This window comes from Paraburkholderia acidisoli (assembly GCF_009789675.1).
GTDB classification, from domain to species: domain Bacteria; phylum Pseudomonadota; class Gammaproteobacteria; order Burkholderiales; family Burkholderiaceae; genus Paraburkholderia; species Paraburkholderia acidisoli.
In genome coordinates this window covers 1,553,646-1,574,661 of sequence record NZ_CP046913.1, presented here as the reverse complement: position 1 = coordinate 1,574,661, position 21,016 = coordinate 1,553,646, and the positions used below count along the sequence as shown (strand labels likewise).

Genomic DNA, 21,016 nt, shown 5'->3' with positions numbered 1-21,016 from the left:
GGTTCTTGAGCAGGCTTACAAAGGGCTCGATCCGCCGCCGCCAGTTTTATCGATAATTTATCTTATGTAAAATTATGAATTCGACGGAGTCGGAAGCTTACAACGGCGAGCCGGTTCTCCCGCTCTGTTTCCTCTGCGGAAAAACCGGCTCGCCTCGCATCTGGTTCAGCGCGGCGCCGTCACTACGACATATTGAACCGCCGTGCCCACGTATATCGGCTGATACCACGTCGCGCCGCATTGCTCGTAGGTCACGCCGCCGATCATGACCGCGCTGCAGGCCGGCGGCAGCGTTGCGACCATCGAGCCGACCACGGCCGCGGTGACGCCCACCGTGACCGCCGCCGCAACGGGATCGACGTACCAGCCGCCGCCCCAGTAGCCGGGTGGCGGAGGCGGAGGCGGCGGTCCGGGTGGATGCGGGCCCGGTCCCGGTGGTGGTCCCGGAGGCGGTCCAGGCGGCGGACCCGGTGGATGCGGCCCGGGACCGGGTTGAGGTCCAGGCGGTGGTCCGGGCGGCGGCCCCGGAGGGCGCGGACCCGGATTCGGTCCAGGTCCAGGCCCCGGATGATGCTGCTCGCCGCCGCCGTTGAAACCCGGCCGCCCGAGCGACTGCCCTGCACCGCCCAGCGGATGCACGCTCGTGCGCGCCATGCCGCGAAACGCGCTCGCATCCTGCGCCGCGACGGCTAGCGCCAGAAACAGCGCCGCCGGAACCCTCCGCCGCCTGGCATCGAAGCTCATTGCGCCTCCTCGAACGAAGGCCCGCTTTCCGCCGGTTTCAATTCGATTTCCTTCGCGCCGGGCTTGGGCCGGTATGTGAACGTCGAGGCATTGAACGCCGGCGCCAGGTTCCAGTGATACGTCACCACGTGGCGCGGCAGCGTGGGCTGCGTCGTATCGGCGATCACCATGTGGCACGGCAGCGGTCGCCGCCCCTGCTCGATCCACAGTTCCCAGTCCGCGCCCGCCTGCTGATACACATAGTGCGTGCACCAGCGCGTATCGACCTTTTCCACGCCGAGCACCTGCGCGGCCGTGATCGACGCGTCGTCGTTCTTGTCGCTGCCCCAGTAGAACAGGTCGGCGAGCGGCGTTTCGATATGCCACGTGGTGGCGAGATCGCGCACGAGGCCGTCGAGCGTCGGCGGCGCGTCGTTGCGCGTGTAGTAGCCCTTCTTCTCATTGAAGATCGTGAAATGGCGGCCGTCGTAGACGAGCCCGCGCGTGTTGCCGTTGCCCGTGACGTCGGCGCGCAGGCGGTCGGGGCGCTTCACCTTGAGCACCGTCTGGCGCAGCAGCGCCGCGTTCTGGCCGTTGTCGAGCACGACGTCGGTCGACGTCTCGGCGCTCACCTCGAACTGGCGCAGCGTGCGCAGATAGGCGCCCATCGCGTCGAGCGCATCGGTCGCGCGCGGATCGACGGCGGTGAGCGGCGCGTTCGCGTTCTCCGCGTCGAAGGTGCCGTTCTCGAGTTCGGTCAGCGGCGAAGGCACATTGGATTTCGACGGCTCGGCGGCGTGTTGCGGGTTCGGCGCGTTGGCGCAGCCGCCCAGCGCGAATACGGCGGCCAACGCCATGCCGACGCCAGCCCGGCGGGCATGAAAGCGCGAACGAAGAAGCCGAAAGCGAAGCGGAATGTGAAGCGGAATGTGAAGCGGAACGTGAAGCGCTGCAGGGAAGACATTTTTATTCACGACGTCTCCTGACTGACGTGCGCCCGATCGGTCGGGATGGCCGCGGCGCTGAAACGGATTCAAGCCAAATCCACTGCGCAAATTCACTGCCGGAATGCTCGTCGACGCGGCGAGGCGCATGCATCGGCCTCGCCCATCTTCAGGATCACCCACCGAGATTACCAGCGTTGCCCCCCCGATGATGCGAACGCGCCGTCGTCAGTCGCTCGCCGTTCGCGGCGCACCACGCCCGTTTCCCGCCTCCGTAAAAGCCCTGGGTCGGTGGGTTACCGCCTGCGCAGTATCATGGGTTCATTATTTCAGAACGACGTTCTATTGGATAGAACGAAAACAAATTCAGGAGATGACGATGTCCAGCCTGCCGGTCGACGCGACCCATGCGTCGCAAGAAGACCTCGCCGCGTTAGCGGGCGCGGCCCAGATCAACGCGCGTATCGACCGCCTGCCGGCCACACGCGCGATCTGGTCGCTCGTCCTGCTGCTGTCGCTGGGCGGCTGGTTCGAGTTCTACGATCTCTTTTTCACGGCATACGTGGGGCCGGGCCTCGTGAAAAGCGGCCTGTACTCGACCACCACGGCATCGTTCTTCGGTTTCTCAGGGTTGGGCGCATTCGTCGCGGCGTCGTTCGCGGGGCTCTTCATCGGCACGTTCTGTCTCACCGGTCTCGCCGACCGCTACGGCCGCCGCACGATGTTCACGGCGTCGCTGCTCTGGTATTCGGTGGCGACCTGCATCATGGCGCTGCAGACCAGCGCGCCCGCGATCAACCTCTGGCGGCTCATCGCGGGCATCGGCGTGGGCATCGAACTCGTCACCATCGACACCTACGTGAGCGAACTCGTGCCCAAGCACATGCGCGGGCGCGCCTTTGCGTTCGTGCATCTCGTGCAGTACACGGCCGTGCCCGCCGTCGCGCTGCTCGCGTGGTGGTTCGTGCCGCAGGCGCCGCTCGGCTTCGACGGCTGGCGCTGGGTCGTGATGATCGGCGCGCTGGGCGCATTGATCGCGTGGGCCATTCGCCGCCGCGTACCCGAAAGCGCGCGCTGGCTCGCGCAACGCGGCCGTACCGAGGAAGCCGCACGCGTACTGGCGCGACTCGAAGCGCGGGTCGAGCGCGAATATGGCCGCCGCTTGCCTACGCCCGCGCAAGAAACCCACGCCGCGCCCACGGCCAGGAAAGCGCGTTTCGCCGAACTCTGGCAGCCGCCGTATCGCCGCCGCACCGTGACGCTGCTGGTGTTCAACCTGTTTCAGGCGATCGGGTTTTACGGCTTCGCGTCGTGGGTGCCCACGCTGCTCGTCTCGAAGGGCGTGACGATCACGCACAGCCTGCTCTACTCGTTCGTGATTGCCGTGTCGAATCCGTTCGGGCCGCTCATCGGCATGGCGGTCGCCGACCGTATCGAGCGCAAGACGCTCGTGGTGCTCTCCGCGCTCGCCATCGCCGTGTGCGGCGCGCTGTTCGCCATGCAGACTTCCGCCGCCATGCTGATGCTGCTCGGCGTGCTCATCACGCTCGGCGGCACCCTGCTTTCCGTGGGTTACCACGCGTACCAAGTCGAACTGTTCCCCACGCGCATGCGCGCCACGGCGGTCGGCTTCGTCTATTCGATGTCGCGGCTTTCGGCCATGTTCTCGGGCTTCATGATTGCGTTCGCCTTGCGTCACTTCGGTGTGCCAGGCGTGTTCGCACTGATCACGGGCGCGATGATCGTGGTGATGGCCGCGATCGGTCTGTTCGGGCCGCGCACGAAGAATCGCGCGCTCGACGACATTTCACGCTAATCCTTTCTCTCTTGGAACGAGGTTTCATCGTCATGCTTCCACTTACCGGCGTGCGCGTTCTGGATCTGTCGAATGTGCTCGCGGGTCCGTTTTGCGCGTATCAGCTTGCGCTATTCGGCGCCGAAGTCACCAAGGTCGAACATCCCGAAGGCGGCGATCTCGCGCGACGTCTGGGCGCCGACAAGGACGCCGCCGCGCGCAACATGGGCGCGTCGTTCGTGGCCGTGAACGCGGGCAAACGCTCGATCACGCTCAATCTCAAGGACCCGCGCGGCAAGGCCATTCTGCGCGATCTCGTGCGCGACGCCGACGTGCTGGTCGAGAATTACCGGCCCGGCGTGATGGATCGGCTCGGGCTCGGCTACGATCAGTTATCCGAAGTGAATCCGCGCTTGGTCTATTGCGCCATTTCCGGTTTCGGCGACGACGGCGCCCTCTCCCGCCGCCCCGCCTACGATCAGATCATTCAGGGCATGGCGGGCGTGATGAGCGTGACCGGCGACGGGGAAAGCGCGCCGCTGCGCGTGGGCTATCCCGTCTCCGATACCGTGGGCGGACTCACGGCCGCGTTCGGCATATGCGCCGCGCTGCTCGACGCGCGCACGAGCGGCCGCGGGCGGCGGCTCGACGTGTCGATGCTGGAAAGCACGCTCGCCACCATGGGCTGGGTGGTGTCGAACTATCTGAACGCGGGCGTCGAACCCACGCCCATGGGCAACGAAAATTTCACCGCCGCCCCTTCGGGCACGTTCCGCACGGGCGCAGGACTCCTGAACATCGCCGCGAACGAAACGCGTCAGTTCGAAAGCCTGTGCGAAGTCATCGGCCGGCCGGAGCTGGCGCGCGACGAACGCTTCGCGGCGCGCCATCTGCGCAAGCTGCATCGCGAAGCGCTCAAGGCCGAGATCGAAACCGCACTCGCCGCCGACACCGCCGCGAACTGGGAAACACGTTTGCTGGAGCGCGGCGTGCCCGTGGGGCGTGTGCTCTCGGTGCCGGAAATCCTCGCGCACCCGCATCTGGCCGAACGGCGTTTCGTACGCGAACTCGCCACGGGCGACACCACGCAAGGCGCCGCGCCGCAGCGCGTGACACGCGCGGGCCTGCGGCTCGCCGACGCCGACGCCGCGCCCACCACGCCCGCGCCCACGCTCGGCGCCCACACGCAGGAAACGCTCGCGCAACTCGGCTACGACGCCGCGGCCATCGAAGCGTTCAAGCAAGACGGAGTGATCTGACATGACCGACAAGACAGCCGGGAAGGCCACGCAACGCCCCAACCCCGCCGCGCCCGACCTCGCCGCGCTGTGCGCCGACTATTGGAGCACCTCGATCATCGACATTCATCCGGGGTCGATCAAGGTACGCGGCTATCCGATCCAGGAACTGATCGGCAACGTGAGCTTTCCGCAGATGATCTGGCTGATGCTGCGCGGCGAATTGCCGAACGAAGACGAAGCCACGCTGCTCGAGGCCGCGCTCGTGGCCTCCGTCGATCACGGCCCGCACGCGCCTTCCATCGCCATTTCGCGCATCGCCACGAGTTGCGGTTTGCCGATCAACGGCGCGATGGCCTCGGCGCTCAACGCGCTCGACGACGTGCACGGCGGCGCGGGTCAGCAGGCCGTGGAGCTTTACGCCGATATCGCCGCACGCATCGACGCGGGCAGCCCGCTGCAAGACGCCGTGGAAGCCGGCGTGGACGCGTTCATCGCCACGCAAGGGAAGTATCTGCCGGGATTCGGCCATCGTTTTCATCCCGTCGATCCGCGCGCGGGACGGCTGCTCGAACTCGTCGACGCACGCGTGGCCAGCGGCGCGATTCGAGGCCGTTACGCGGCTATCGCGCGCGGGATCGAAGCGCTACTGCGCGCGCGCAAGGATCGCCCCGTGCCGATGAACATCGACGGCGTGACGGCCGTGATCTATGCCGAACTGGGTTTCGCGCCCGAACTCGCGCGCGGCGTGTTCTGTCTGTCGCGCGCCGTGGGCATCCTCGCGCATGCGTGGGAGCAACGCGGGCGCGGCGAGCGCAACAAAGGCCCGATGCCGCGCCAGATCGCCTATGCCTACACGGGCGCGCCGGAACGGCATCTCGGCGAGGCGTAACGCTTCAGGCGAAGCTCAACCGCGCGCGCGTTGCGCTTCACGCAGCGCGCGCGAGTTGCCGCCCAGCGCGTCGGTGGCGCGCGCGGCGCAGTCGAACAGCGCGCTCAGGTTGCGCTCGACGAACGCCGCATCCACGCGCGAACTCGGACCCGCCAACGTAATCACGCCGCGCAACGTATCCTGCACGCCGAACACCGGCATCGACATGCCCGCCGTTTCGCGGTCGCGCTCGCCCACCGAGACGCAATAAAAGTCGCGGCGAATCTGCTCGTAGACTTCGCCGGGCTCGCCGCCGAACGCCAGCAGCGCACGGCCGCCCGAACCGCTTTCGAGCGGCAGCACGTCGCCCTCGCGCACGTGATGGCGCACCATGTGCTGCGAATCCACGCGATGCAAACACACGCGCACGGCGTTGTCGCGCACATAGAACGACACGCCCTCGCCGCTCGCAATGGCAAGCTCGCGCATGAGCGGCAGCAGGATGCCGCCGAGATTGAGGCTGCGTTGATAGAGCGCGCCCAGCGCGAACGTGGCCGGCCCGAGTTGATAGCGGCCGTCTTCGAGGCGCAGCAGCAGGCGATGCTGCATCAGCGCGCCCGCGAGGCGCAACAAGGTGCTTTTATAGAGGCCGGTGCGCGCGGCGAGTTCGGCGAGCGTGAGCGCGTTGTCGCCGGGACGAAACGCGAACAGGATCGCGCACGCGCGGTCGATAACGGCGACACCTTCTTCCTTCTTGGCCGGAGCGACCGGATCTTGCGCGGGCATGACGTTGAGCGATGAAAGCGGTTGAGAACCCGCCGATTTTACCGTCTCTCACGCGTGCGCCGCAGCTTGCGCCGTTTCGCCGCTCAGACTTTCGCGCGGGCGACCGAGGCGCGCATTGTCACGCTCACGGGAAACGTGCGTTCGATATCCCACTGCGTGCCGTAGCACCGGTTGATGAGCCAGCGCACCGCGTTGCGCGTGAGTTCGGCCGTGGGGATATGCACCGAGGTGAGCGCGGGCGCCATATAGGCCGTCGAGTAATCGTCGTCGTAACCGATCACGGAAACGTCGTCGGGCACGCGCAGGCCCGCGTGCTGCAGGCAGGCGAGCGCGCTCATCGCCATGGTGTCGTTCGCGCAAAAGAGACCCGTGAACGGGCGCTTCATCGCGAGCAGCGCCCGTGCCGCCGCGTAGCCGCCTTCGGGCGAAAAGTCGGAGGCGACGAGCGCCACCGCGTCGCGCGGGATGCCATGGCGCGCCAGTTCGGCGAAGAACCCGGCGAGACGCGTGGCGTTGTCGGACGACGTTTCGGGACCGCCGATCACGGCAATCGCACGATGACCGTGATCGATCAGCGTGCGCGCCGCGAGTTCGCCGCCGTGAAAGTGGTCGGCGCAAAACGAGGCGTCGGGCGCGCCTTCGTAGAGGCGATTGAGGAACGCCATGCGCGGATGCATGCCGTACAGCATGTGCAGATCGTCGTCGTGCAGATCGTGGCTGATGACGGCCACGCCGTCGCAGTCGCGGCCAATCAGAAAGCGCACCGCCTCGATGGCTTGTTCGCGCGGCGAGGCCTCGCCGCAGCCCGTTGCGACCACCACGTGACGGCGCACCGCGCGCAGTTGGGTATCCGTTTCCTTGAGGATCGTGCCGTAGTACGAGCCGAAAAACGTGGGCACGAAAATGCCAATGATGCCGAGCGATTGCGTGGCCATCGCGCGCCCGATCGACGAAGGCCGGAAGTTCAGTTGCTCGATGGCGGCTTGTACGCGCGCCGCCGCTTCGGCCGAAACCGGCCCGTTGCCCGAGATCGCGCGCGAGGCCGTCGAAAGGCCCACGCCGGCCAGCGCCGCCACGTCTTTGAGAGTCGCCACGGTTCGCTCCTCTTTCATTGGCTCAGCATGGGTTGGTTGGCATTACAGGCGCGCGCCCGTGGCTTCGTCGAACAGCGAAACCTGCGCGGCGTCGATGGTGAACGGCACGTTCGCGCCCGTCGCGAGCGGCGCTTTGTCCTGATCGATCGAGGCGATCGGCGCGCCGCGATGCTCGAGCCACAACACGCGATGGTTGCCCATCGGCTCGACCAGGGTCACGCGCCCTTCCCGCACGGCGTCACGATCGCGCACGGCCGTACCCGCGTGCACGTCTTCCGGCCGCACGCCGAGCACGCAAGGCCGCGTGGGGTCGGGTACGCCCTTGAACGCATAAGCCGAAACGTCCACCTCGAGCTGCGCGCCGCGAAAGCGCAAGCGGCCCTCGTCGGCTTCCAGCGCGCCGTGCAAGAGGTTCATGGGCGGCGCGCCGAGGAAGGTCGCGACGAACAGGTTCTCGGGCCGCGCATAGACTTCGGCGGGCGTGCCGAACTGCTGGATCGCGCCGCCCTTCATCACGGCCATACGCGTGGCGAGCGTCATCGCCTCGACCTGATCGTGCGTCACGTAGATCATGGTCGCACCGAGTTGCTGATGCAGTTGCTTGAGTTCGCGGCGCAACTCGGTGCGCAGCTTGGCGTCGAGATTCGAGAGCGGTTCGTCGAACAGAAAGACGTCGGCTTCGCGCACCAGCGCGCGCCCGATCGCCACGCGCTGGCGCTGGCCGCCCGAAAGCTGCGAGGGCTTGCGCGCGAGCAATGGCCCGAGTTGCAGCATCTCGGCGGCGCGCTTCACGCGGCGCTCGATCTCGGCCTTGGGCGTGCCATTGATTCGAAGTGCGAACGACAGGTTGCGCTCCACATTCATGGTCGGATAGAGCGCGTACGACTGGAACACGAGCGCCACGCCGCGATCCTTCGGGTCGGCCCACGTCATGTCCTCGCCGCCAATCTCGATGCTGCCGTCGCTCACGTCCACGAGGCCCGCGATGCTGTGCAGCAAGGTGGATTTGCCACAGCCCGACGGCCCGAGCAGCACCACGAATTCGCCCGCGCGCACGTCGAGATCGAGATCGTCGATGATGGTGTTCGCGCCCAGCTCGATGCGCAGGTTGCGCACGGCCACGTTGGTGAGATTGCCCATGGTTCGCTCCTAGCCTTTCACCGCGCCCGACGCGATACCGCGCACGAACCAGCGTCCCGAGACGAAATAGATCGCGAGCGGCACGAGCGAGGTGAGGATCGTGGCCGCCATGTTGACGTTGTAGAGCCGCTCGCCCGTGGTCGTGTTGATGATGTTGTTGAGCTGCACCGTCATGGGCAGATTGCGCGTGCCCGCGAACACGAGGCCCAGAATGTAGTCGTTCCAGATGCCCGTGACCTGCATGATGATCGCCACCACGATGATAGGCACCGACATCGGCAGCATGAGCTGTGTGAAGATGCGCCAGAAGCCGCCGCCGTCGATGCGCGCGGCCTTGAACAATTCCTGCGGCAGCGAGGCGTAGTAGTTGCGAAACAGCAGCGTCATCACGGGCATGCCGAAGATCGTATGAATGATGACGATGCCGGGCAGCGAGCTGAACAGATGCACGAACGCCAGCACGCGCACGAGCGGATACACCATCACCTGCACGGGAATGAAGGCGCCCGCGAGCAGGATGGCGAACAGCACGCCCGCGCCGCGCGGCCGCCAGAACGACAGCGCATAGCCGTTCACCGCGCCCACGGCGATGGAAAAGAACGTGCTCGGCACGACAATGCGCACCGAGTTCCAGAACCCCACGCGAATACCGTTGCAGTCGAGCCCGGTGCACGCGGACGCCCATGCGTCGCGCCACGGCGCGAGGGTCAGGTGCGCGGGCAACGCGAGCAGATGGCCGAGGCGAATCTCGTCCATGGGCTTCACGGAGGTCACGAGCATCACGTAGAGCGGCAGCAGAAAAAACAGCGCGGCCGTGAACAGGAATGCGTAGACGCCCAGGCGCGCGGGCGTGAAGCGTTGGCGCGGCTTGCGCCGGGCCGACCGCGCCCGCGCCGGGTTCGCCGCGTTGCCGGAGAGCGTGCTCATGCGTGACCTCCCTTCAGCGCCATGCGGCTGCGCGCGTAGAAGAACGGCGCGAGGATCGCGAGCACGGTGGCGAGCAGCACGATCGACGCCGCCGAGGCCAGGCCGATGTTCGCGCGATTGAACAGGTAGTCCATGATGAATTTCGCGGGCACTTCGCTCGCGGTGCCGGGACCGCCCTGCGTCATGGCGACCACCGCGTCGTAGAGCTTCACCACCATCACGAACAGCAGCACGAACGCCGTGGAGAGCGAGGTGCGCAGCATCGGCACGACGATGCTGGCGTACACGCGCCAGCGTGGAATGCCGTCGAGCCGCGCGGCCTTCCAGATCTCCTCGTCGATGCCGCGCAAGCCCGCGAGCATGAGCGCCATCACGAGACCCGAGGCCTGCCACACGGTCGCGATCACGAGCGTATAGATCGCGAAGCGTTGCGAGACGATCCAGTCGAATCGCGCATGCGTGAAGCCGATATCGCGCAGCACCGCCTGAATGCCGAGTTCGGGGTTGAGGATCCACTGCCACACGAGCCCCGTTGCCACGAACGACATCGCGTACGGATAGAGAAACACCGTGCGCAACGCGCCTTCGGCCGCCACGCGCTGGTCGATGAGGATCGCCAGCAGCAGCCCGATCGCGACGCACGCCACGATGAAGCACACGCCGTAAATCACGAGGTTTTGCAGCGAGACGAGCCAGCGGTCGTTGTCGAACAGCCGCACGTATTGCGTCACGCCCGCGAAGGTGTTGGACGGCAGCGAGCGCGAAAAGCTGAGCGAGACGCGCGCCGTCCAGAGCATCGTGCCGAGATACGCGAACACCACCGTCGCGGCCATCGGCAGCAGCGCGATCCACGCGGCGAGCGAGAGCCGCCGGCTCAAGGGACGCAATGGCCGCAACGAACGCGCGTCGCCGGCGTGACGTTTGGCGGGCTGCAGTTTGGCCGCGTACATGGCGCCGCTCAGCTCTTGAGCGCCGAGGCGAAGGCCTTTTGCGCGTCGTCCACCGACTGGTTCTTGTTCCAGAAGTTCGTGATGACGTCCTGGAGCGCGCCCTGCACGTCGGGCGGAATCAGCATTTCGGGATTCGGCAGTTGCCGCGACTTGTCCTTCATGATCGCCATGCCCTCCTTCGCGCAGATGTCGAAGCCCGCCATGTCGACGTCGGGGCGAATCGGAATCGAGCCCTTGCGCTGGCTGAACGCCGCCTGCGCCGCGGGCGACGTCATGACCGTGGCGAGCAGTTGCTGCGCCTTCACGGCCTCGGGCTTGTCGGTCTTGGGGAACACGAACACGTCGCCGGCCACCATGTACGGCGACTTCGGCCCGAAGCCGGGGAAGCAGCCGAAGTCCTTGCCGGCCACCTGCTTCGCCGCCGAGAACTCGCCCTTGGCCCAGTCGCCCATGATCTGCATGCCCGCCTTGCCGGAGATGACGAGCGCCGTGGCGTCGTTCCAGTTGCGGCCCGGCGAGCCCGCATCGACGTAATTGTGCAGGCGTTTGAAGGTCGTGAGCACGTTGCGGAACGCGGGCGAATTCACGGCGTTCGCGTCGCGGTCGCGATAGACCTTCATGTAGAGATCGCGGTCCATGTCGGCGAAAATCGCGTCGAAGGTGATCTTCTCCTGCCACGCCTGGCCGCCCAGCGCGAGCGGGATGACGCCCGCGGCCTTGAGCTTGTCGAGATCGGCGAACAGTTCGTTGAAGTTCTGCGGCTCGCCTTTCAGGCCCGCTTTCGCGAACGCGGCTTTCGAGTAGAAGAACCAGTCCTGCATGTGAATGTCGACGGGCGCGGCGTAGAAATGGCCGTTCACCTTGATCGCGGTGAGGATCGACTCGGGGAAGATGCCGTTCCAGTTCTCTTTCGCCGCGACCGCATCGACATTATTCAGGAGTCCCTGGTCGATGAGATCGTGGAACTGCTTCGAGGTGTTGAATTGCGCCGCCGTGGGCGGATCGCCACCCACGATGCGGTTGATGGCCGTCGCGCGCGCCTGGTCGGCGCCCGCGATCGCGTTGTCCACCCACTGCCCGCCCGCCTGATCGTAGGCCAGCGCGAATTGCTTGATCGCGGCCGACTCGCCGCCCGAGGTCCACCAGTGAATCACGTTGGCCTTGAGCGGCTCGGCAGCGTGGGCCGCGAGCGCGCCGGCCAGTGCCAGCGCGGCCGCGATACCGCGCAGAACGGGTGCATGGTGCTTCATTGCGTCTCCTGGTCGGTCGGCATGGGCGCTCGGGCCCAGTGTGCCGATCCCTGCAAAGCCCGGTGGTTCCGGGTTGATCTGCAACGGCTGCGAGAGGCGAAACGCGAAACGCGTGATGCTTTGTTATATCGGATGAAAACGACGGCCGCGTCACGCCACGTCGAGCGCGCGGCGCTGCGCGAGGAAGCGCGCGATCAGTTCCGCACTGCGCTTGGGTGTGCGCACCTGCGTGCCGTAGTCGACGTGCACGACGCCGAAGCGCCGCTCGTAGCCAAACGCCCACTCGAAGTTATCCAGCAGCGACCAGACGAAATAGCCGCGTATGTCCACGCCCGCGTCCATCGCCTCGTTGACCGCCGCGAGATGGCGCTTGAGGAACGCGATGCGCTGCGTGTCGTCCACGCGGCCGTCGCGCACGCTGTCGTCGGACGCCATGCCGTTTTCGGTGATGTAGATCGGCGGCAGGTTGTCGTAGGTGCGCGCGAAGCCGGTCAGCAGATCGCGCAGGCCGTCCGGGTGGACTTCCCAACCCATCTGCGTGCGCTCGACGCCTTCGGGCGGCGCCTCGACGAACCCGTGCGCGCCGTCGCTCTTCACGTTGGTGCGGAAATAGTAATTGATGCCGAGAAAATCGAGTGGTGCGGCGATCGTTTCCATGTCGCCGTCGAGCACGAGCGGTTCGGTGCCGGGCCAGAGTTCGAACAATTCGCGCGGATATTCCCCCTTGAGCAGCGGGTCGAGAATCCACGCGTTGTGCTGGACCTCGAAGCGGCGTGCGGCGCGTACGTCCGCTTCGGATGGCGAATCGGCCGTGCCGCGCCCGACGTTCGCGACAATGCCTTTCGCCGATGCCGGGTCGTTCGCGCGCAGCACGGTTACCGCGAGCCCGTGGCCGAGCAGCAGATGATGCATCGCCTGGGTCGCGTAGCGGCCGTTCGCGAGACCGGGCGCATGGTGGCCGTTGCCATAGCCGAGATACGCGGAACACCACGGCTCGTTGAGCGTCATCCACGAATCGACGAGACCCTTGAGTTCGCGGCTCATGAGGTCGGCGTAATCGGCGAAACGGTACGCGGTATCGCGATTGAGCCAGCCGCCGCGATCTTCGAGATGCTGCGGCAAGTCCCAGTGATAGAGCGTGGCGAACGTGCGGATGCCCTTCTCTTTCAGGCGCTCCAGCAGCCGCCGATAGAACGCGATGCCCTTCGCATTGGGTCGCCCGGCTTCGTCCATCACGCGCGGCCACGCGATCGAAAAGCGGTACGCCTCGAAATGCAGTTGCGTGAGCAGGTCGAGGTCGGCTTCCCAGCGGTGGTAATGATCGCAGGCGGTTTCGCCCGTGTCGCCGGCGAGCACCTTGCCGGGCGTCGCGCTGAAGGTGTCCCAGATCGACGGCAGCCGGCCGTCTTCGCGCACCGCGCCCTCGATCTGATACGCGGCCGTGGCCGCGCCGAGCAGAAAATCGCGCCGCCACAGCGCGGAGGTCGCGGGCGGCGTGAACGGATCGGCTTGCGAAGCCGGGGGCGCTGCGAATTGCGCTGCGGCGGCTGTGTCCTGAGTCACGAAACCTCCTGCACGGGTGCGCCGGCGCGAGTTTGCATCGCAAGCCGGATTATGTGGGTGGAAGCGCTTCCACAGCGCATCTGGCGCACGATATCAGTGCGCAAATCGCCAGGGCAATCGGGGTTTGTCTGGACGCCTCGTGACATTTTCCGGCGCACGCGTGCTGGCATCGGCCACGTAAAGCTTGCCTGATAACGCCTGCGCAATCGATCAGGACTCCCGCCGATTGCGCGTCCTCCTGCTTCACTTGCGTCAACCTTCCGATTTCGATTCGAGGTCGGGCCGCACCGCCGCGAGCGCTTCGTGCAGCGTGGGGAAAATGTGCTTCTCGCCGACCACGGCCGTGATGCCGTGGCGATCCATATCGGCGCGCAAATAGCGGTTCACGCGACCGAACAGCACCTGCACGCCGCGCTCGGCGAGTTCCGCGCACAGGTCGATCACGCTGCGCCCCGCCGAATAATCGAGGTCCGTGATCGCCGCCGCATCCACCACGAACGAGCGCACGGGCGTGGGCGCACGATCGATCAGCAGACGCACCTCGTCGACGAACAAGTGATCGTTCGCATAGAACAGATCCGCGCCGAAGCGGTAGACGATCAGGCCGGCCGCCGTGAGTTGGCCCGCGCGCGTGGGCTCGGGCATCCACTCGCCGGCGTCGTTGGGCACGAGCACCATCGTGTGCGGCCGGTAGCTATGGCGCACGTGGCGCAGCAGCGAAAGCCCGATCGCGATGAGAATGCCGTTTTCCACGCCGATCACGACCACGGCGAGCGCCGTCGTGACCGCGAGGCGGAATTCGCCGGGGCTTTCACGCCGGATGTCGACGAGCTGGCGCAGATTGACCAGTCCCGCCGCGATCGTGAAAACGATGGCCGCGAGCACGCAGTGCGGCAGATATTGGAGCAGGCGGCTCAGGAACAGCAGCACGACCACCACCACGCCCGCGAACACGAGTTGCGCGAACTGGCTGCGCGCGCCAGCCTGATCGGCCATGGCCGTTTGCGTGAGGCTGCCGTTCACGACGAACGCGCCGCTCAGCGAAGCGGCCGCATTCGCGGCGGCCAGCCCGAGCAGGTTCTGGTCTTCGTCCACGCGTTCGCCGTAGCGCTGCGCGAACGCGCGGCTCGTGGCGGCGCTCTGCGCGACGATGATGACGAAGCACGACGCCGCCACCTGCAACAGGTCGATCATCTGAAACCAGCCGACCGCGGGAAAACCGATATGCGGCAAACCACCGGCCACGGGGCCGATCACCGCAATGCCATGACCCGCGAAGCCGAACGCGGCGCTCGCCGCAATGCTCGCCACCACCGCGACGAGCGGCACGGGCCAGCGCGGCCGCACGCGCTTGAAGACCAGGATCGCGGCCACCACGGCCACGGAGATCGCGAGCGTGGGCCAGTGAATGGCGGGCAATTGCAGCACGATCTGCTTGATCTGCAAGACCGTGCGGCGCGAATTCACGTCGAGGCCGAGCATGTCGCCGAGCATGGCCACGCCCACCTGCACGCCCACGCCCGTGAGAAAGCCCACCAGCACCGTGCGCGAGAGAAAGTCCGCGAGAAAGCCGAGCCGGAACACGCGCGCGATCAGCAGCAAAACGGCGGTGAGCAAGGCCGTCATGCCCGCGAGCGCGACGTATTCGGCGCTTGCAGGCGCGGCCATGGTCGTGAGGCGGCTCGCGAAGATCGTGGCCGTGGCCGAGTCGGCGGCCACCACGAGATGACGCGACGCGCCGAACAACGCGAACGCGATGAGCGGCAGGAAGCCCGTGTACAGGCCGGTCACGGCCGGCATGCCCGCGATGCGCGCGTAGCCCAGCAATTGCGGCACGTTCATCGAGGCGAGTTGCAGGCCCGCGAGCGCGTCGCGGATCGCCGCGGCCTTCGTGAGCGGCCGCACGCCGCGAAACAGTTCAAATGCCATGCCGCTTCCCTTTCACATACCGCATCCGCGTGCGCTCCTTCGTTTCGGGTTTCTATGAGTTGCTGGCGCAGTATGGTAGCGCGGCGCGCTGCTCTGGCACGACTTCGCGCGCAGTTCCGCCTTGCGCGCGCGAAAACGAAAAAGGCCAGCCCGGAGGCTGGCCTTGCAAGCTGACGATACGCCGACGACGCCTGACGATATGCCGTAGTTAAATCACAGCGACATCATGCGCGAATGGGCGGCGGCATGTAACGGCATTCATAGCGCTTCCTCACGGTGCCGTTTTCATCGACGCTCTCCAGATACACGTCGAATTGCCACAGGCGCGCCATGTGCCGCAGCACTTCCTCGGTGTCGCCGGAAAGATGGCGGTTGTCGCTCATGAAGTGGCGCAGCGTGAGACTGCGGTCGCCGCGCGTGTTGACCGACCACACCTGGATGTTCGGCTCGCGGTGATGCATGTCGTACTGCCGCGACAGCGCCTGACGCACATACTGGTAACCGCTGTCGTCGTGGATGGCCGAGACTTCGAGCGCGTCGCGCATGTCGTCGTCGAGCACCGAGAACAAGCGCATTTCACGGATCAGATGCGGCGACAGATACTGCGCGACAAAGCTCTCGTCCTTGAAGTTGCGCATGGCGTAATGCAGCGCCTTGAGCCACGGGCTGCCGGCCAGTTCCGGGAACCACTTGCGGTCTTCGTCCGTGGGGTTTTCGCAGATGCGGCGGATATCGCTCATCATCGAAAAACCCAGCGCATACGGATTGATGCCGCTGTAATACGGCTTGGTCACGGGCGGCTGGTAGATCACGTTGCTGTGCGAGTGCAGGAACTCCATCATGAAGCCGTCTTCGAGCTTGCCCTGCGCATACAGCGTATTGAGCAGCGTGTAATGCCAGAACGTGGCCCAGCCTTCGTTCATCACCTGAGTCTGGCGCTGCGGGTAAAAGTATTGCCCCACCTTGCGCACGATGCGAATGACTTCGCGCTCCCACGGTTGAAGCAGCGGCGAGTTCTTTTCCGCGAAATAGAGCAGGTTTTCTTGCGGCTCGGGCGGAAAGCGGTCGTCCGGATCTTCGGCAATGGGCTGCTGCGTCTTGGGCAGCGTGCGCCAGAGTTCGTTGACCTGCGATTGCAGATACGCCTCGCGCTCGCGACGCATGGCGGCCTCGCGTTCGAGCGAGAGCTTCTGCGGGCGCTTGTAGCGATCCACGCCGTAATTCATGAGCGCGTGGCACGAGTCAAGCAATTCCTCCACGCGATCGAGACCGAAGCGCTCTTCGCATTCGGCGATGTAATTCTTCGCGTAGACGAGGTAGTCGATGATCGCGTGCGCGTCCGTCCAGAGACGGAACAGGTAATTGCCCTTGAAGAACGAGTTGTGCCCGTACGCCGCGTGCGCGATCACGAGTGCCTGCATCGTCATGGTGTTTTCTTCCATGAGATACGCAATGCAGGGGTTGGAATTGATCACGATCTCGTACGCGAGCCCCATTTGCCCGCGCCGGTAGCTTTTCTCCGTGGAGAGAAAATGCTTGCCGAACGACCAGTGACGATAATTCACGGGCATGCCCACCGAGGCATACGCGTCCATCATCTGTTCGGCGCTAATCAGCTCGAGCTGAATGGGGTACACATCGAGTTCATATTGCTCCGCAACATGCGAGATGTGCGTGTCGTATTCCTCGATGAGTTCGAAGGACCAGTCGGATGGGCACGGCAACGGCCGTCTGTCGGCTACGTTCATGTGTACTTCCCTTTGCTGGGCGAGCCCATGCTCCTTGTGGCGAGCCGCGGCGGCGGGCTCGGGCGTACCGGCGGAATCCACCCCGCCATGCTGCCCTGCCTCGGACCCGGCTTCCTGCCCTGTCTCGTGGCCGTCATGCTTCCGGCGCTCCGGCTCGTAGCCGCGCGCCTCGTTGTGCAGATGGCGTGTCGTCATGAGCGCTCCACCTGCTTTTCGAACAACTCCCGGAACACCGGGTAAATATCCGCGGCCGTGTCGACTTTCTTCATGGCCAGCGCCGGCTCGGAAAGCGCGAGTTGCGCGTATTCGAGCCACAGATTCTGCTCTTCCGGCGTGACTTGAATATAGGCGAAATACCTGACCTGCGGCAGGATGTCTTCCGCCAGGATCTTGCGGCACTTGGGCGAGTCGTCGGTCCAGTTGTCGCCGTCCGAAGCCTGCGCGCCATAGATGTTCCAGTCGCTCGGCGAATAACGGTCTTCGATCACTTTTTTCATCAGCTCCAGCGCGCTCGACACGACCGTGCCGCCGCTTTCCGTCGAATGGAAAAAGGTGTCTTCGTCCACCTCTTCCGCACGCGTATGGTGGCGGATGAACACCACCTCGATCTTCTCGTAGTTACGCTTGAGAAAGAGATACAGCAGGATGAAAAAGCGCTTGGAGAGATCCTTGCGCTGCTCGTCCATCGACCCGGATACGTCCATCAGACAGAACATCACGGCCTGACTCGACGGTTGCGGCTGCTTCACGCGATTCACGTAACGCAGGTCGAACGGGTCGATGAACGGAATGCGCCAGATGCGTCCGCGCAAGTGATGGATCTGCTCTTCGAGCAGCGCGATCTCCTGGCGCCGGTCGGCGGTGTCGGCCTTGAGCGCCTCGAGTTCGGCTTCGAGCGCGTGCAACTCGTTGACGAGCGGCGCACCGAGCGCGATACGGCGCCCCAGCGCACTGCGCAGCGAACGCACGACGTCGATGTTGTTGGGCGTGCCCTCGGCGGCCCAGCCCGCGCGGATGCTCTTCCACGTGGGCACGGCCATGAGATGGGTTTTGACGAGACGCGGCAATTCGAGGTCGTCGAAGAAGTACTGCATGAACTCTTCACGCGACAGCTCGAATACGAAGTCGTCCTGACCTTCGCCTTCGTTGCTCGCCTGACTTCCGCCGCCGCCACCGCCGCCCTGCGGGCGAGGAATGCGGTCGCCGCGAATGTAGTCGGCATTACCGGGATGCACCATTTCGCGCCGCCCGCCCGGGCCGTGCCGGAACGAGGGCTCCGCAATGTCCTTGCGTGGAATGGTGATGCTCTGGTTGCTCTGAATGTCTTTGATACTACGGTCACGTACCGCTTCCGAGACGGCGTGACGAATGTAGTTTTTCACGCGGCGCAGGAAGCGCTCGCGATTCGCAATGCTCTTGTTCTTGCCGGCCAACCTGCGGTCGATGATTTGATGAAGCACATCCAGTCTCCCGCTCCAGTTTCAAATGAGCGAGGTGCAGTGTCACGTGCCGCTGCCGTGGCGTTTGTCGCCATCGTGCGTGCCGCGTTCACCCGCTCACGGCCACGCGGCCTGCGCCCCGCCGGAGGTCCTCGCGCGCCGCCGCGAAACGCATGCGGCGGCGCAGGAAGACGGTACAGCCTCTTCGGTCATGACGACTTGCGCACCCGCAGATACCAGTCGCAGAGCAACCGGACCTGCTTCGGCGTATAGCCCTTCGCCACCATGCGGTTGACGAAGTCTTCATGCTTGCGCTGTTCTTCCGCCGACCCTTTCGCATTGAACGAGATGACCGGCAAAAGTTCTTCCGTATTCGAGAACATTTTCTTCTCGATCACCACGCGCAGTTTCTCGTAGCTGATCCAGGCCGGGTTTTTGCCGGCATTGGCCGCACGCGCGCGCAGCACGAAGTTCACGATCTCGTTACGGAAGTCCTTGGGATTGCTGATGCCCGCGGGCTTCTCGATCTTTTCCAGCTCCGCGTTCAGCGCCGCGCGGTCGAAGCTCTCGCCCGTGTCGTGGTCGCGGAACTCCTGATCCTGAATCCAGAAGTCGGCGTACGTGACGTAGCGATCGAAGATGTTCTGGCCGTACTCCGAATACGACTCCAGATACGCGGTCTGAATCTCCTTGCCGATGAATTCCGCGTAACGCGAGGCCAGCACGTCCTTGATGAACGAAAGGTACTTCTGCTCGGTTTCCGGCGGGAACTGTTCGCGCTCGATCTGTTGTTCGAGCACGTACATCAGATGCACCGGATTCGCAGCCACTTCGGTCGAGTCGAAGTTGAACACGCGCGAGAGAATCTTGAATGCGAACCGGGTGGAGACCCCGTTCATGCCTTCGTCCACGCCCGCGAAGTCGCGATACTCCTGATACGACTTCGCTTTCGGGTCGGTGTCTTTGAGGTTTTCGCCGTCGTACACCTGCATCTTCGAAAAGAGGCTCGAGTTTTCGGGCTCGGCCAGACGCGTGAGCACCGACATCTGCGCCATCATCTTGAGCGTGCCGGGCGCGCACACCGCCTCCGCGAGCGACGAGTTGCGCAGCAGCTTCTCGTAGATCTTCATCTCTTCCGAGTAGCGCAGGCAATACGGCACCTTCACCACGAAGATACGATCGAGCAGTGCCTCGTTGTTGCGGTTGTTGCGGAATGCCTTCCACTCCGACTCGTTCGAGTGCGCGAGGATGATGCCGTTGAACGGGATTGCGCCGAAGCCTTCGGTACCCTTGAAGTTACCTTCCTGGGTGGCCGTGAGCAGCGGGTGCAGGACCTTGATGGGCGCCTTGAACATTTCGACGAATTCGAGCAGGCCCTGATTCGCGAGACACAGGCCGCCGGAATAGCTGTACGCGTCGGCGTCGTCCTGCGCGTACTGTTCGAGCTTGCGAATGTCGACCTTACCGACAAGCGATGAGATGTCCTGATTGTTCTCGTCGCCCGGTTCGGTCTTCGCAATACCGATCTGCCGCAGGATGGAAGGATAGCGGCGCACCACGCGGAACTTGCGGATGTCGCCGTTGTACTCGTGCAGGCGCTTGACGGCCCACGGGCTCAGGATGCCTCTCAGATACCGGCGCGGGATGCCGTACTGTTCTTCGAGAATGGGACCGTCTTCGTCGTAGTCGAACAGACCGAGCGGCGACTCGTTCACGGGCGAACCCTTGATCGAGTAGAACGGCACGCGTTCCATGAGCTGTTTGAGACGCTCGGCTATGGAGGACTTACCGCCGCCCACCGGGCCCAGCAAGTAGAGAATCTGCTTCTTTTCTTCGAGTCCTTGCGCCGCATGGCGGAAGTACGAGACCACCTGCTCGATCACGTCTTCCATGCCATAGAACTCGCGGAAAGCGGGATAAACCTTGATGACCTTGTTCGCAAAGATGCGCGACAGGCGCGGATCGTTGCGAGTATCGATCTGTTCGGGTTCGCCGATTGCCGTCAGCATGCGTTCGCCCGATGTAGCGTACGCACTGGGATCTTCTTTGCAGAGCGCGAGATACTCCTCGAGCGAGAACTCCTCCTCTCGCGTTTTTTCGAAGCGGGTCGCGAAGCTGCTATAGATATCCATGCTACCTCCTCGCCGAGATTCTGGACCGATGTCGTGCGCGGCGCGCTATTCGGAAACGACATCGCTCAAATTCATCCTAAACCCTTTTGAAATTTTTCGCACCGATAAATCGCGCCGGATGTTGCCACTGTGTTGCCGTTCAAGACGCGCATTTTTTGAGTGCTTGGAAGACCGCAAGACTACGACTTACAATGATCTTCCCCGCTGGTGCAAATTTCAGACCGGGCTCTCCGGTTTTCTCTCCTTAACACCCCTAAGGTCCTTAACACCTTTCACATCGTTCGCGTTATCGCGTACGTCGTTACCCTTATTACGTCGATTTGTCCGGCACGTGCGCGACATAACGTGCTTTCTCATCCAACGCATCAGCGCAACGACGGTGTACACGCAGTGTTTTTATTTTGTTCGCGACTGCTGAACGTTCGCGGTTCGACGGGTTCGCGACCGATTTGCGACACATCGAATCATGCTGTCGCGAGCATGCGTG

Annotated in this window: 15 protein-coding genes and 1 pseudogene; 3 read left to right on the top strand and 13 right to left on the bottom strand. The window is 64.5% G+C overall.

The genetic code is table 11. The features are described 5' to 3' along the window. Positions 1 to 165: 165 nt before the first annotated feature. Together FAZ98_RS06795 and FAZ98_RS06790 are read right to left on the bottom strand one after the other, a co-directional pair. A complete protein-coding gene (locus tag FAZ98_RS06795) occupies positions 166 to 333 on the bottom strand; it encodes a DUF6515 family protein (protein ID WP_199272306.1) in 168 nt (55 codons plus the stop codon). A 407-nt stretch (positions 334 to 740) separates the two neighbouring features. Then, entirely contained in the window at positions 741 to 1,580 is an 840-nt protein-coding gene (locus tag FAZ98_RS06790) for a DUF2092 domain-containing protein (protein WP_158949988.1), read from the bottom strand. 466 nt (positions 1,581 to 2,046) lie between these two features. Between FAZ98_RS06790 and FAZ98_RS06785 the strand changes: the two genes are divergently transcribed. From FAZ98_RS06785 to FAZ98_RS06775, 3 genes are read left to right on the top strand one after another with little or no spacing between them, the layout of a single operon-like run. Further along, a complete protein-coding gene (locus tag FAZ98_RS06785; protein ID WP_158949986.1) occupies positions 2,047 to 3,483 on the top strand; it encodes an MFS transporter in 1,437 nt (478 codons plus the stop codon). Positions 3,484 to 3,515: 32 nt separating this feature from the next. Beyond that, a complete protein-coding gene (locus tag FAZ98_RS06780) occupies positions 3,516 to 4,721 on the top strand; it encodes a CaiB/BaiF CoA transferase family protein (protein WP_158949984.1) in 1,206 nt (401 codons plus the stop codon). Between the two features lies 1 nt (position 4,722). Further along, positions 4,723 to 5,592 (top strand): citryl-CoA lyase, encoded by an 870-nt coding sequence (locus tag FAZ98_RS06775; RefSeq protein WP_158949982.1) that lies wholly within the window; start codon positions 4,723 to 4,725, stop codon positions 5,590 to 5,592. A gap of 15 nt (positions 5,593 to 5,607) precedes the next feature. Here FAZ98_RS06775 and FAZ98_RS06770 read toward each other — a convergent pair whose 3' ends face one another. The 11 genes and pseudogenes from FAZ98_RS06770 to FAZ98_RS06720 all read right to left on the bottom strand — a co-directional run bounded on the left by FAZ98_RS06770 (position 5,608) and on the right by FAZ98_RS06720 (position 20,529). Next, positions 5,608 to 6,357, bottom strand: coding sequence for an IclR family transcriptional regulator (locus FAZ98_RS06770; protein ID WP_158949980.1), 750 nt, complete (start codon positions 6,355 to 6,357; stop codon positions 5,608 to 5,610). 83 nt (positions 6,358 to 6,440) lie between these two features. After that, on the bottom strand, positions 6,441 to 7,451 hold the full coding sequence (locus FAZ98_RS06765; RefSeq protein ID WP_199272305.1) for a substrate-binding domain-containing protein: 1,011 nt from the start codon (positions 7,449 to 7,451) through the stop codon (positions 6,441 to 6,443). Positions 7,452 to 7,493: 42 nt separating this feature from the next. Further along, the gene (locus tag FAZ98_RS06760) at positions 7,494 to 8,591 is read right to left on the bottom strand and encodes an ABC transporter ATP-binding protein (RefSeq protein WP_158949962.1); all 1,098 of its coding nucleotides are present in this window, start codon (positions 8,589 to 8,591) and stop codon (positions 7,494 to 7,496) included. 9 nt (positions 8,592 to 8,600) lie between these two features. Next, the gene (locus FAZ98_RS06755) at positions 8,601 to 9,518 is read right to left on the bottom strand and encodes a carbohydrate ABC transporter permease (RefSeq protein ID WP_158949960.1); all 918 of its coding nucleotides are present in this window, start codon (positions 9,516 to 9,518) and stop codon (positions 8,601 to 8,603) included. Next, positions 9,515 to 10,351: a carbohydrate ABC transporter permease gene (locus FAZ98_RS06750; protein WP_407672054.1), complete on the bottom strand. Its 837-nt coding sequence runs from the start codon at positions 10,349 to 10,351 to the stop codon at positions 9,515 to 9,517. Before FAZ98_RS06750 ends, FAZ98_RS06755 begins: the two co-directional genes overlap by 4 nt. 125 nt (positions 10,352 to 10,476) lie before the next feature. Then, the gene (locus FAZ98_RS06745) at positions 10,477 to 11,718 is read right to left on the bottom strand and encodes an ABC transporter substrate-binding protein (RefSeq protein ID WP_158949956.1); all 1,242 of its coding nucleotides are present in this window, start codon (positions 11,716 to 11,718) and stop codon (positions 10,477 to 10,479) included. Positions 11,719 to 11,868: 150 nt separating this feature from the next. Further along, a complete protein-coding gene (locus FAZ98_RS06740; protein ID WP_158949954.1) occupies positions 11,869 to 13,281 on the bottom strand; it encodes a GH1 family beta-glucosidase in 1,413 nt (470 codons plus the stop codon). A gap of 252 nt (positions 13,282 to 13,533) precedes the next feature. Next, complete coding sequence (locus tag FAZ98_RS06735) at positions 13,534 to 15,210, bottom strand: SulP family inorganic anion transporter (RefSeq protein WP_158949952.1); 1,677 nt, start codon at positions 15,208 to 15,210, stop codon at positions 13,534 to 13,536. A 224-nt stretch (positions 15,211 to 15,434) separates the two neighbouring features. Beyond that, positions 15,435 to 17,015, bottom strand: a pseudogene (locus FAZ98_RS06730) (SpoVR family protein); the annotation flags it as partial. 134 nt (positions 17,016 to 17,149) lie between these two features. Continuing rightward, positions 17,150 to 18,418 carry a YeaH/YhbH family protein gene (locus FAZ98_RS06725; RefSeq protein ID WP_158949948.1) on the bottom strand — a complete coding sequence of 423 codons (1,269 nt, stop codon included), beginning with the start codon at positions 18,416 to 18,418 and terminating at the stop codon, positions 17,150 to 17,152. A 188-nt stretch (positions 18,419 to 18,606) separates the two neighbouring features. Further along, a complete protein-coding gene (locus tag FAZ98_RS06720) occupies positions 18,607 to 20,529 on the bottom strand; it encodes a PrkA family serine protein kinase (RefSeq protein WP_158949946.1) in 1,923 nt (640 codons plus the stop codon). Positions 20,530 to 21,016: the final 487 nt, after the last annotated feature.